Here is a 12,280-nt window from a genome sequence, read left to right on the forward strand (position 1 = left end):
GCGCGGATCAGCCCGTGGGGTCCTCGAACGCGAGCCGCACGGATGAGGCACCGCGCAGGGCGGCGACCTGCTCGGCCTCGCCCTGCAGCGCCGCGCGGTGCTCGGCGGGCAGCGGGCCGAACGGCGTGACCGTCAGCGCCAGCGTGCGGCCGCTCTTCTTCGGCCGCCAGAGCCCGGCGATCCGGCCGTCGGCGAGCACGGTGCCCGGTTCGCCGACCGCCTTCCACACCCGGCGGTGGTGCCGCTGGTCGAGGATGGTGTCCCGGTCCCGCAACTGGGTGTACGGATCGCGCGGCGGCAGCAGCCGCACCCCGCGCGGTTCGGGCGGGGACCGCAGGACGTCCAGGTCACCGGCCAGCGCCCACGCCTGCCGCCCGCCGAACTCCACCGGGGCGAGCTCGTCGTCCAGCAGGCGCCACCACGGTTCGACGTCCCCGGTGCGCACTCCGAGCCAGCCGGCGAAGTCCCGACTGGTCGACGGCCCGTAGCAGTGCAGGTAGCGGCGCAGCAGCGCGGCGCGCGCCCGGTCGGGGGCGACTTCCGGCAGCGGGGCGCCCAGCCAGTCCTCGACCAGGGCGAACGGCGCCTTGCCCCCGCTGCGCGGTGCCAGGCACACGATGCCGCGCAGGGTCAGGATCCGGATGCAGAAGTGCACCACGGCCTCGCCCAGCGGCAGGTTCGTGCCGTGCGGGCCGATCGCCCGCCAGGTGGCGCGGGGGGTGGGCGGCAGGTCGTGCGCGACGCGTTCGGCCAGCTCCGCGCCGAGTTCGCCGATCGCCAGCCGCCGCCCGGACAGCACCGGACCGATGTGCCCGGCGATGCGGTCCACGGTCTCGTCCAAGCCCATCCCGAGGTCGCGCAGCGCCCGTTCCGCACCGATGATCAGCTGGAGCCGGCCCCGCTCGGTGGCGGGCAACGCGCCAGCGGTGAACACGGGCGCGTCCCCGGTCGGGAAGTAGAACGGCGCGCCGCGCACGGACCAGGTCTGCAGCAGGCTCCGGTCCTGCTCGACGAGGTGGTCGACGTGCTCCTGCGTCACATCCGCGACGCGGGCGTGCCACGCGAGCAGCGCCGAACCCGGTGGGCTGTTCTGCGTGCCGCACGCCCCCGCCACCTCGGGTAGCTCGGCCAGCGGTCGGCGCTCGGTCAGGTGGTGCGCGTGCAGCCGGAACGCTCGCACCTCGTCGGCACCCACCGGCACGGCCGGGCCGCCGGTGCTCGTGCGCTCTGCCATGCCGCGCCTCCCGGGCTCGATCGTGCGCACCCGGTCACCGGCGCGCCGGCTCCTAGCCTGCCGCGTCGAACAGCTCCGCGCGCAGCCGGGGCGGGTGCGGCCCGTAGCCGTTGGCGGCGGCCGCGCGGCGCCGCGCGCCGGGCACGACCGTCAGCGCGGCGAGCAGCACGGGACGGTCAGGTCAGTACGGAAGCCCCTCCGCTGCGGCCGCGAGCGCTGTGCGCAGGCAGTCGATGATCTCGGTGTCCGGTATCGAGGGGTCGTCGGCGAAGCGCTGCGCGAACTCCTCGGCGGCCGCGCGCAACGCGCCGTTGAGCGTGGCCGCGTGCACCCGGACGCGCAGATCGTCCGGATCGGCGCCGCTGCGGCCGGCCAGCAGCGCGCAGAGGACCGGCAGAGCGTCGTCGTGCGCCTGCAGCCAGACCGCGCGCAACGCCGGTTCGGTCAGCGTCATCCGGATCAGGTCCAGGACAGCGGGATCAGCAGCCCGGAGCGTGGCCTCCCCGCACGAGTCCAGGAGGAAGTCCGGCAGGTCGGTGCGCGGCGGCCAGCCGCGCAGCTCCGCGGTGGCGGCGTCGAGCCCCGCGGCCAGCAACGGGCGCACGCAGCTTTCCTTGGTGGGGAAGTGCCGCCACAGCGTGCGGGTGGAAATTCCTGCTGCGCGCGCGATCTGGTCGCCGGTGGTGGCGGCGACACCACGCGCGAGGAACAGCCGGACGGCCTCGCGGGCGACCTCCACGCGCAGCGCGTCGCGGCGCCGTTCGCTGAGCGATCGCTGCGGGTGCGGCCGTTCGGCCGCCCCGTGCACTCCGAATGCCACGTCGTCCACCGCTGCCCGCCGATCCTGCGTGGTCTGCCCCGGACACTGTACCCAGCGACCGCCAACTGACACCGAACGACGTCTTGTCACTCAGTGCCAGTGATCTTAAGCTCATGCCGCACCCCGCCCGGGACACCACGAGTGACCGGGCGGGCCGACGGATCGTGGACACGACGGCGGATCCCCGGCCCACCGGCCGGAAACCGCGCCCGGACCAGAGCACGAACAGCCGCACTCCGACCTTCTCGGTGCCCTGCCGCCCGCTGCGCAGGTGCGCCCGCTCTCTCCTCACCGACGACGCTGGGAGTCCGCCGCATGCGCCCACTCACGCCCTCACCACCCGCATCCAGCACGTTCCGACGCACCCGGCGCCGATCCCGCGCTGCCGGCGCGGTGGTCGCCGCACTCGTCGCCACGATCACGCACCTCGCCCCGGCCGCAGCCGCCGAGTCGGACGAAACGTCCCGCGGCGTACCGATTCCCGAGTTCTACCACCCGCCGGCATCGCTGCCGCCCGGCGACGGGGACCTGGTGCGCTCCGAACCGCTTCCGCTGGCGATCAGCCTCCCGAGCCTGGACGGGCGGACGTTGCCCGGAACCGCGACCCGGCTGATGTACAAGTCAACCGACGCCACCGGCGAACCCGTCCCGGTCACCGGCGCCTACCTCGAACCCGCAGCCGAGTGGCGCGGAGAAGGACCGCGCCCGCTGGTTGCCGTGGCACCCGGAACGATGGGGCAAGGCGACCAGTGCGCCGCATCGATGGGACTGGAACAGCCGCTGCGCATCAACGGCGACACCGTCTCGGTCGGTTACGAGGACATCGTGATCTACCGGCTGCTGGCCGCAGGCGCTGCGGTCGTGGTCACCGACTATACCGGCCTGGGCACCACCGACCGGCTGCACACCTACGTCAACCGGGTCGACGGCGGGCACGCGCTGCTCGACGCCGTCCGGGCCGCACGCGCCCTGCCCGGCACGTCGCTCGCCCCGGAGTCGCGCGTCGGACTCTACGGCTACAGCCAGGGCGGCGGCGCCAGTGCCTCCGCCGCCGAACTCCAGCCCGACTACGCGCCGGACGTCCCGCTGGCGGGGGCCTACGTCGGCGCACCGCCCGCCGACCTCGCCGAGGTGCTGGCCGGCGCGGACGGCAGCGCGCTGACCGGGGCGCTCGGCTGGACCGTCAACGGGCTCCTGCAGCAGAACCCGCACCTGCGGGAAGTCGCCGACCGCCACCTTGGGGCGGACGGCCGGGCAGCGCTGCAGGATCTCGGCACCATGTGCGTCGGTGACGCCCTCGCCGGATACGGATTTCAGGACAGCAGCCAGTGGACGCGCAGCGGCCTGCCCCTAGAGTCCATCGTGGACGGAGAACCGCTGATGCAGGAAGCACTGGACGAGCAGCGCATCGGCCGCGGCAAGCCCGCAACCCCGGTGCGCGTCGTCACCGGCGCGCATGACGACATCGTGCCGCACGCCCAGACCCGCCGGCTCGCCGCGGACTGGTGCGCCCAGGGAGCCGACGTCAGCTACGTGGAACTCGACCTTCCGCCGCTCGGGGACGGGATACTCACCAACCACCTGGCGCCGCTGCTCACCGACCAGGGCCCCGCGGTTTCCTGGCTCACCGAACGACTTTCCGGCCACCCCACCGAACCGACCTGCTGACCCGACGCGCGGACGACCAGCCCGACACACAACGACAGGGAGTACCGATCTATGACCACCACCAGGCGCACCGTGCTCGCCGGAGCCGTCGGCATGGCGGCCGCGAGCTTCGTCGGCACCCGTCCGGCTTCGGCACGCGTCCGGTTCACCCGCGAAGAACACCGGGCCGTCGTCATCGGGTCCGGTTTCGGCGGCGGGGTCGCGGCACTGCGCCTGGCCGAAGCAGGCGTGCCGGTCACCGTCCTGGAACGCGGCCGCCGCTGGCCGACCGGGCCCGATTCGGACACCTTCCCCACCATGTCCGAACTGGACAAGCGAACGCTCTGGCACGGAACGTTCCCGGAAGCGGTCCGACCGCTCGTGGACCTGCTCGGCACACCACTGGACTTCTCCCCGTACCTGGGTCTGCTGGAACCCGTGCTGGGCAGGAACGTGCTGAGCATGTGTGCGGCAGGTGTCGGCGGCGGATCACTCATGTACCAGGGCATGTCCCTGCAGCCCGCCGAGGACGTGTTCAACACCTGGCTGCCCGAGCAATTGGACTACCGGCGGATGGACGCCGTGCACTACCCGCGCGTGGCGCGGATGCTCAACCTGGCGACCGCACCGGAGACGCTGGTCGACTCGCCGAGCTATTCCGCGGCACGCACCTTCCGCGACGGTGCGAGGGCGGCAGGATTCGGGGTGGAGAAGATCCCGATGCCGATCGACTGGGACTACGCGTTGGCCGAGTTGCGCGGCGAGATGAAACCGTCCTACACCAACGGGGATTGCGCCCTCGGCGTCAACAACGGCGGCAAGCACTCGGTGGACGTGACCTACATCCGCCAGGCCGAGGCGACCGGCCGGGTCACCGTGGCGACCCGGCACGACGTGACATCCATCGCCCGTGCCGCCGACGGCCGGTGGCAGGTGCACGTCAACCGGACCGACGACACCGGGGAGGTCATCGAGCAGAAGGTCCTCACCACCGGTTCGCTGTTCCTGGCCGCCGGCAGCATCAACACCAGCAAGCTCCTCGTGCGCGCCGGAGCGACCGGGGCGATTCCGGACCTGCCCGATCAGCTCGGCCGCGATTGGGGCACCAACGGGGACCGGATCTACGCGTGGTCCGACGCCACGCAGGGTTTCGGTGCGGAACAGGGCGGTCCGGTCGTCTACGGCAGCATGGACTGGTCGGATCCGACCGGTGCGAACACGATCATCCAAGCATCGGTGCCACCGCTGGGCGTGGACGCCAACACGACCATGCTCGTCGGGTTCGGCGTCAGCGATGGGCGCGGGGAGTTCAGCTACGACTCGCGCACCGACTCCGTCTGCCTGGACTGGCCCCGCGACGGGGACGACGACTGCTACCGGCGCATTGACGAACGCGTCAAGGCGGTCACCGGCGGATCCGGCATCCTCACCGACACCAACGCCCTGGTGAACAGCACGTGGCACCCGCTCGGCGGTGCCGCGATGGGCGGCGTGTGCGACCTGCAGGGCAGGGTGCACGACCAGCCGGGGCTCTACGTGCTCGACGGTGCGCTCATCCCGGGCACCACCGGGGCGTGCAATCCCTCGATGACGATCGCCGCCGTTGCGGAGCGGGCGATGGATGCCATCACCGCCCGGGACGTCGGCCGGCGCATCTGACCACCATGCCGTGCGGGGCGCGAGGGCGGTGCGCTCGGCCCCGCACGGCCGTTCGGCGGCCCGCGGTCGTGGAGTCCGTCACCAGCCCCGCGCGACCCAGTCGTCGAAGTGCGGCAGCACCGCGCCGATGGTGGTGCTCTCCCCGTGCCCGGGATGCACCCGGGTCGATGCCGGCAGTCCGAGCAGGCGCTGCCGGATCGAGTCGGTGATCGTCGGGAAATCGGAAAACGACCGGCCGGTGGCACCGGGGCCGCCGGCGAACAACGTGTCCCCGGTGAACACCACGTCCAGCCCCGGGCAGTGCAGGCACACCGACCCCGGGGAATGGCCCGGCGTGTGCAGCACCTGCAGCTGTACCTGCCCGACGGTGATCCACTGCCCGTCGGCCAAGTACCGGTCCGGGCAACGGTCGGGGTGGGTCAACCGCCACACCGCGAGGTCGTCCGGATGCAGATGCAGCGGTGCCCCGACGGACCGGGCGAGCTCGGGGGCGATCCGGATGTGGTCGTCGTGCGCGTGGGTGGCCAGCACCGCGGTCACCGCGCGCCCGGCCACCAGCTCCCGGATCGCATCGATGTCGTGCGGGGCGTCGAGGACGGCGCACTCCTGCTCGTCGCCGACGACCCACGCGTTGTTGGCGACCTCGTGCACATCCCCGTCCAGGGAGAACGTGCCCGTCGTGGTCGTGTGGTCGACGCGCGCGCCCATCAGAACGCCACCACCGAACGCAGCACCGCTCCGGCCTGCATCTTCTCGAAAGCGCCTTCCACGTCGTCGAGCGGGATCTCCTCGGTCACGAACTCCTCCAGCGGCAACCGGCCCTGGTGGTGCAGCTCGGTGAGCATCGGGAAGTCGCGCTCGGGCAGGCAGTCGCCGTACCAGCTCGACTTGAGAGCGCCGCCGCGGGCGAACACGTCCAGCAGCGGCAGTTCCAGCCGCATGTCCGGGGAGGGCACCCCGACCAGCACCACCGTGCCCGCGAGGTCGCGGGCGTAGAACGCCTGGGTGTAGGTCTGCGGCACGCCGACCGCGTCGATGACGAGGTCCGCGCCGTTGCCGTCGGTGAGCTCCCGGACTGCCTGCACGGTGTCGTGGTCGGTGGCGTTGACGGTGTGCGTGGCGCCGAACCGCCGCGCCCAGTCGAGTTTCGCCGGGTCGGTGTCCACCGCGATGATCTTGCGGACACCGGCCAGGTGCGCTCCGGCGATCGACCCGTTCCCGACTCCGCCGCAGCCGATCACGGCCACCGAATCCCCCGGTCCTGCGCCGCCGGTGTTGACGGCCGCCCCGATCCCGGCCATGACACCGCACCCGAGCAGGCCGACGACCGCAGGCCGGGCCGCAGGGTCGACCTTGGTGCACTGGCCGGCGTGCACGAGCGTCTTCTCGGCGAATCCGCCGATGCCCAGCGCCGGGGACAGCGGCGTCCCGTCCGGCAAGGTCATCGGCTGCGTGGCGTTGCGCGTGTCGAAGCAGTACTGCGGGCGTCCGCGGCGGCAGGCCCGGCAGGAGCCGCACACGGCGCGCCAGTTGAGCACGACGAAATCCCCGGCGGCGACGTCCTGCACGCCCTCGCCGACCGCGTCGACGACACCGGCCACCTCGTGGCCGAGCAGGAACGGGTATTCGTCGCTGATGCCGCCCTCGCGGTAGTGCAGGTCGGTGTGGCAGACGCCGCACGCCTGCACGCGCACGACCGCTTCGCCGGGACCGGGATCGGGGACGTGGATCGTGGTGACCTCGACGGGTTTTCCCTTGCCGGTCGCCACGACACCGCGTACTTCGGTCACGAGCAGGTCTCCATTCGGCTGGATCGGTGGTAGGGGTCGGTGACCGGACGTGCGCAACTCCCGGTCGTCGTGCGCGTGGTCAGGAGCAGACCGCGTAGTCGTTCGCCGCAGCACCGGGCGCTGCGGGCACCGTCGTGCGGTACTCGGTCGCGGCGTCCGCGAGCCAGTCGGCGGTGTAGCGGGCGAAGGACGACCGCACCAGCAGCCAGAAGCTGGGCAGCTCCGCGTCCCGGCAGACCACGACGACCCCGGTGCGCGCCAGGAGCGTCTGCGCGCAACGGCCTTCGCCGAACGCTCGCGGGTGCAGGTCCAGCGCGCACCCCTGGTTGAGCAGGTCTCGGGACATCGGTCCGGACACCCCGATGATCGTGCGCTGGGCGGAGACGTCGACGACGGCGCCGTGGTCCTCGCCCAATGCCGCGGTCAGGGTGGCCTGCAGCGCACCGGCCGTGCCTTCGCGGCCGACGAGCAGCCATTCGTCCGGGCCGAGGGCGAGCACGAGCAGGTCACCGGTGTGCACCGCGCTGTCCGGCTGATGGGGCAGCATCGCACCGATCGCGGTGGAAATGCGTTCCGCCGCACTGCTCTTGGGGTCCACGCGCAGCCCGATCTGGGGCGTGAACGCGATCTCGGTCAGCCGCACGGCCTGCGGAGCGGAGTCCCGGTCGAGGGCGTGCGTGCGGGAGGTGAGCGGGGATTCACCGTAGAGCTCAGCCATCGCGCCGCGCTCCTTCCTTGTCGTAGAAGACGGGTTCGGTGACCTCCAGCGGGATGAGCCGTCCGCCGACCGGGCTGTAGATCGTCTCGCCGATGCGTTCGCGGCCGGCTTTGACCAGCGCCAGAGAGAACCCCTGGCCGAGCACGGAACTGCGGTAGCTGGAGGTGACGTGCCCGAGCATCGGCACCGGGGGCGCGGGCAGCTCGGTGGTCGCCACGAGCTGCGACCCCTCCGGAACGACGACACCGGTGTCGCGGGGAAGCAGGCCCACGAGGTGCTTGCGGTCGCTGCGCGCCGTGTCCACGCGGCTGAACGAGCGCTTGCCGAGGAAGTCGTCCTTCTTCTTCGACACCGCCCAGCTCATGCCGAGGTCGTACGGGGTGACGGTGCCGTCGGTGTCCTGCCCGACGATGGGCAGGCCCTTCTCGGCGCGCAGCACGTGCATCGTCTCGGTGCCGTAGGGCGTGATGCCGAACCGCTTCCCGGCGTCGTGCAGGGCTTCCCAGACCTCGCGGCCGTACCACCAGGGGATGTTGATCTCGAAGGCCAGCTCACCGGAGAAGCTGATCCGGCACACCCGCGCGCTGCGTCCGGCGACCGTGCCGTCCCGCCAGTCCATGAAACCGAACGCGTCGTTGTCCACGTCGATGTCGGTCACCCGGGCGAGCACATCCCGCGAGTGCGGGCCGGCGAGGGCGATGGTGGCCCAATGCTCGGTGACCGAGGTCAGGTGCACGCGCAGGTGGGTCCACTCGGTCTGCAACCAGTCCTCCAGCCACTCCAGGACGGCGGCGGCGTTGCCGGAGGTCGTCGTGAGCAGGTAGCGGTGCTCGGCGGTGCGCATCAGGGTGCCGTCGTCGAAGACCATGCCGTCGGCGGTGCACATCACCCCGTAGCGGATCCGGCCGACCCGCAGCGTGCTCATCTTGTTGGTGTAGACGAGATCGAGGAACTCGGCCGCATCCGGACCCTGCACGTCGATCTTGCCGAGCGTGGACACGTCCTGCATGCCCACCCCGGTGCGCACGGCGCGGCATTCGCGCAGCACCGCCGCCTCCATGTCCTCGCCGCGCCGCGGGTAGTACCAGGGCCGCTTCCACTGGCCGACGTTCTCGAACGGTGCGCCGTGCTCAACGTGCCAGTCGTGCAGGGCGGTGACCCGGATCGGGTCGTAAAGGTCGCCGCGGTCGCGTCCGGCCAGCGCGGCGAACGTCACCGGCGTGTAGGGCGCCCGGGACGTGGTGGTGCCGATGTCGGCCACATCGCGGCCGAGCAGCTCGGCGATGATGCCGGTGGAGGTGGTTCCGGACGTCTTGCCCTGGTCGTGGGCGGTTCCGATCGTGGTGTACCGCTTGACGTGCTCCACGTTGTCCATGCCCGCTCCGACGGCGCGGCGGATGTCGGCGACGGTCGCGTCGCGCGCGAGGTCGACGAACTGGGTGCCGCCCTCGTTGTCGATCGGGCTGGGCAGGAACCACGGTCCGCGGTATCCGGCCAGGACCGGCGGGTGTTTCGCGTCCGGCAGCGTGCCGGGTTCGGCCGCGAATCCACAGGCGCGCGCGGCCTCCGCTCCGGCATCGGCACCGGTGCGCAGGCACGCGGCGGTGGTGAACGCACCGGCGGCCGCGCCGGCCGAACGCACCCGCCGGTCGTCGGGTTCGGGCAGGAAGGACGCGGTGTCCTCGTCGAACCGCACCGCTCCCCCGGATTGCCCGTGCAGCTGCACCGCGGGATTCCATCCCCCGGAGACCAGCAGCAGGTCGCAGCGCACCACGCGCCGCACGTTCATCGCGTGCGTCGCGCCGTGACTCAGGTTGGCCAGGTAGGCCCCGGTGACGCGTTCGGTCCCGGACGTGCCGGCCACGGTGGCGCTGTGCCGGATGGTGATCCCGCGCTGCACGCACAGCGAGGCCCAGTAGGTGGAGACGACGTCCCGGGCGTCCACGATGGCGGCGATGTCGACCCCGGCGTCGTGCAGGTCGATCGCGGCCGCGTAGGCACTGTCGTTGGTGGTGAACACGACGGCGCGCGATCCCGGCAGCACGCCGTAGCGGTGCAGGTAGGTACGCGCGGACCCGGCCAGCATGGTGCCAGGGCGGTCGTTGCCGGGGAAGACGAGCGGGCGTTCGTGCGCACCGGTGGCCAGGACGATCTCCCGGGCGCGGATGCGCCAGATGCGCTGGCGGCTGGGCGCGTCGTCACCGCGGTGCTGCACGGCCACCGCGTAGTTGTCCTCGTAGTGACCGAACACGGTGGTGCGCTCCAGCAGCCGCACCTCGGGGTGCGCGGCCAGTTCGCGGACCGCGCGCTGCACCCACACGGTCGCCGGTGCCCCGTCGAGGAGTTCGCCGGTGCCGAGCAGGCTCCCCCCGGACTCGGTGTCCGCATCGGCGAGGATCACCCGGGCTCCGCTGCGCGCGGCGGTGACGGCGGCCGCGAGCCCGGCGGGGCCCGCGCCGACGACGAGCACATCGCAGTGCGCGTGCATCGCGTCGTAGCGGGCCGGGTCCGGTTCGGTGGCCAGGCTCCCCCGACCCGGCAGCCCCGCGGCCTCCATCCCGTCGCGGAGTGCCAGCGTGGTCGCGGTCAGCATCGGTTCCGGGAACGGCTTCTCGACCTGCACCAGCGCGTTCGGCTCCTCGGGCCCGGCGGCCATGATGCCGCGAGGGCGCCCGTACTTGATGCTCGTGGTGACACCGTGCACGCCGTTGGCCAGCAGGGCCGAGGCCAGGGTGTCGCCGCGGTAGCCCTGGTACTCGCGGCCGTCGAAGCGGAAGTGCAGCGGGCGGTCGCGGTCGATGCGTCCGCCGCGCGCGAGCCTGAATGCGTTGCTCACCTCGTCACCGTCCTCGCGGGGCTCGTGCGGTCGTCGGTGCGGATCTCGTGGGTGCGGGTGTCCCGGTGCAGGGTGAACCAGCGCCGGCAGCCCATCCGGTGCGACCACCGCTCGGCGAACGTTCCCTTCGGATTGTCCCGGAAGAACAGGAACTGGGCCCATTCCTCGTCGGAGACCGCCTGCGGGTCGTCGGGATAGCGCACGTGGGCTTGTCCGCCGTAGTGGAACTCGGTCTCGTTGCGGGGCCCGCACCACGGGCAGGGCAACAGCAGCATGGGTTGGACCTCCTCCTAGTGCGCGACGCCGGCCGCCCCGTGCTCGTCGATCAGCGCCCCGGTGGTGAACCGCTCCAGGCTGAACGGGGCGTTGAGCGGGTGCGGTTCGTCGTGCGCGATCGTGTGGGCGTAGCACCAGCCGACGCCCGGTGTGGCCTTGAAACCACCGGTGCCCCAACCGCAGTTGATGTAGAGCCCCTCGAACGGCGTCAGTCCCATGATCGCCGAGGCGTCCGGGGTGACGTCGACCGTTCCGGCCCAGGTGCGCAGCACGTGGGCCCGGGCGAACATCGGGAACAGCTCCACCGCTGCGGTCATTTCGCGTTCGATGGTGTGGAACGCGCCGTGCCGGGAGTAGGAGTTGTAGGAGTCGATACCGGCGCCGAGGACGAGTTCTCCCTTGTGCGCCTGGCTGACGTAGACGTGCACGGCGTTGGACATGACCACGGTGGGATGCACCGGTTCGAGCAGCTCGGAGACCAGCGCCTGCAGCGGGTGGCTCTGGATCGGCAGTCGCAGGCCGAGTTCATCGGCGAGCACGGAAGTCTGCCCGGCGGCGGCGAGGGCGACCTTGCCCGCGTGGATCGTGCCGCGCGTGGTGCGCACGCCGACGACGCGGTCGCCAACCCGCTCGAATCCGGTGACCTGGCAGTTCTGCACCAGGTCCACGCCCATGCGGTCGAGCGCGCGGGCCAGGCCCCAGGCGACGTGGTCGTGCTTGGCGATGCCCGCGCGGGGTTGCCAGGTCGCGCCCAGCACCGGGTAGCGCAGGTCCGGGGAGGTGTTCAGGATCGGGCAGATCTCGGCGACCTGCTGCGGATCGACCCATTCGGCGTCGATCCCGTTGAGCTTGTTGGCCTCCACGCGGCGCACGCTGTCGCGGACTTCCTGCAGCGAGTGCGCCAAGTTGAGCACCCCGCGCTGGGAGAACAGCAGCGGGTAATCGAGTTCGTCCTCCAGCCCTTCCCAGAGCTTCAGCGCGTGCTCGTAGAGGCCGGCGCTCTCGTCCCAGAGGTAGTTGGAACGGATGATGGTGGTGTTGCGGGCCATGTTGCCGCCGGCGAGCCAGCCGCTCTCCAGCACGGCGATGTCGGTCATGCCGTGGTTGACCGCGAGGTAGTACGCGGTGGCGAGGCCGTGGCCGCCGCCACCGACGATGACCGCGTCGTAGGAGGACTTCGGGTCCGGGTTGTGCCAGAGCCGGTCCGGGTGCTCCGGCAGGTCGGCACCGGGTGTGCGGGGCATCAGAAGCCTCCGTTCAACGTCGGGTAGAGGGGGTTGGCCTTGGCCAGCGCCTCGAC

The 12,280-nt window shown here is 71.9% G+C and carries 10 protein-coding genes; 2 read left to right on the top strand and 8 right to left on the bottom strand.

Features of this window, described 5'->3' with window-relative positions; all coding sequences use genetic code 11:
• Positions 1-7: 7 nt before the first annotated feature.
• Both IQ251_RS13220 and IQ251_RS13225 read right to left on the bottom strand, forming a co-directional pair.
• Positions 8-1,234 (bottom strand): winged helix DNA-binding domain-containing protein, encoded by a 1,227-nt coding sequence (locus IQ251_RS13220; RefSeq protein WP_193928857.1) that lies wholly within the window; start codon positions 1,232-1,234, stop codon positions 8-10.
• Between the two features lie 181 nt (positions 1,235-1,415).
• A complete protein-coding gene (locus tag IQ251_RS13225) occupies positions 1,416-2,054 on the bottom strand; it encodes a TetR/AcrR family transcriptional regulator (protein WP_370591377.1) in 639 nt (212 codons plus the stop codon).
• 393 nt (positions 2,055-2,447) lie between these two features.
• Here IQ251_RS13225 and IQ251_RS13230 point away from each other — a divergent pair, with 393 nt between their 5' ends.
• Positions 2,448-3,722: a lipase family protein gene (locus tag IQ251_RS13230; protein WP_370591378.1), complete on the top strand. Its 1,275-nt coding sequence runs from the start codon at positions 2,448-2,450 to the stop codon at positions 3,720-3,722.
• Between the two features lie 51 nt (positions 3,723-3,773).
• Positions 3,774-5,360, top strand: coding sequence for a GMC oxidoreductase (locus tag IQ251_RS13235; protein WP_193928859.1), 1,587 nt, complete (start codon positions 3,774-3,776; stop codon positions 5,358-5,360).
• A gap of 78 nt (positions 5,361-5,438) precedes the next feature.
• Here IQ251_RS13235 and IQ251_RS13240 read toward each other — a convergent pair whose 3' ends face one another.
• The 6 genes from IQ251_RS13240 to IQ251_RS13265 form a co-directional block, all read right to left on the bottom strand.
• Positions 5,439-6,068, bottom strand: coding sequence for an MBL fold metallo-hydrolase (locus IQ251_RS13240; protein ID WP_193928860.1), 630 nt, complete (start codon positions 6,066-6,068; stop codon positions 5,439-5,441).
• Positions 6,068-7,150 (bottom strand): S-(hydroxymethyl)mycothiol dehydrogenase, encoded by a 1,083-nt coding sequence (locus tag IQ251_RS13245; RefSeq protein ID WP_193928861.1) that lies wholly within the window; start codon positions 7,148-7,150, stop codon positions 6,068-6,070. The genes IQ251_RS13240 and IQ251_RS13245 overlap by 1 nt, the downstream gene beginning before the upstream one ends.
• Before the next feature lie 79 nt (positions 7,151-7,229).
• Entirely contained in the window at positions 7,230-7,868 is a 639-nt protein-coding gene (locus tag IQ251_RS13250; protein ID WP_193928862.1) for a sarcosine oxidase subunit gamma, read from the bottom strand.
• On the bottom strand, positions 7,861-10,704 hold the full coding sequence (locus tag IQ251_RS13255) for a 2Fe-2S iron-sulfur cluster-binding protein (RefSeq protein ID WP_193928863.1): 2,844 nt from the start codon (positions 10,702-10,704) through the stop codon (positions 7,861-7,863). The genes IQ251_RS13250 and IQ251_RS13255 overlap by 8 nt, the downstream gene beginning before the upstream one ends.
• On the bottom strand, positions 10,701-10,979 hold the full coding sequence (locus IQ251_RS13260) for a sarcosine oxidase subunit delta (protein ID WP_193928864.1): 279 nt from the start codon (positions 10,977-10,979) through the stop codon (positions 10,701-10,703). The genes IQ251_RS13255 and IQ251_RS13260 overlap by 4 nt, the downstream gene beginning before the upstream one ends.
• Before the next feature lie 15 nt (positions 10,980-10,994).
• Positions 10,995-12,224, bottom strand: a complete 1,230-nt coding sequence (locus tag IQ251_RS13265) for a sarcosine oxidase subunit beta family protein (RefSeq protein ID WP_228046771.1) — start codon at positions 12,222-12,224, stop codon at positions 10,995-10,997.
• Between the last annotated feature and the right edge of the window lie 56 nt (positions 12,225-12,280).

This window comes from Saccharopolyspora montiporae, assembly GCF_015209505.1.
Classification (GTDB): domain Bacteria; phylum Actinomycetota; class Actinomycetes; order Mycobacteriales; family Pseudonocardiaceae; genus Saccharopolyspora; species Saccharopolyspora montiporae.

What these genes read in the sequence shown, in the direction of transcription:
- IQ251_RS13220 (WP_193928857.1), bottom strand. Translation starts at nt 1,234, where the DNA reads ATGGCAGAGCGCACGAGCACCGGCGGCCCGGCCGTGCCGGTGGGTGCC.
- IQ251_RS13235 (WP_193928859.1), top strand. Translation starts at nt 3,774, where the DNA reads ATGACCACCACCAGGCGCACCGTGCTCGCCGGAGCCGTCGGCATGGCG.
- IQ251_RS13240 (WP_193928860.1), bottom strand. Translation starts at nt 6,068, where the DNA reads ATGGGCGCGCGCGTCGACCACACGACCACGACGGGCACGTTCTCCCTG.
- IQ251_RS13250 (WP_193928862.1), bottom strand. Translation starts at nt 7,868, where the DNA reads ATGGCTGAGCTCTACGGTGAATCCCCGCTCACCTCCCGCACGCACGCC.
- IQ251_RS13260 (WP_193928864.1), bottom strand. Translation starts at nt 10,979, where the DNA reads ATGCTGCTGTTGCCCTGCCCGTGGTGCGGGCCCCGCAACGAGACCGAG.
- IQ251_RS13265 (WP_228046771.1), bottom strand. Translation starts at nt 12,224, where the DNA reads ATGCCCCGCACACCCGGTGCCGACCTGCCGGAGCACCCGGACCGGCTC.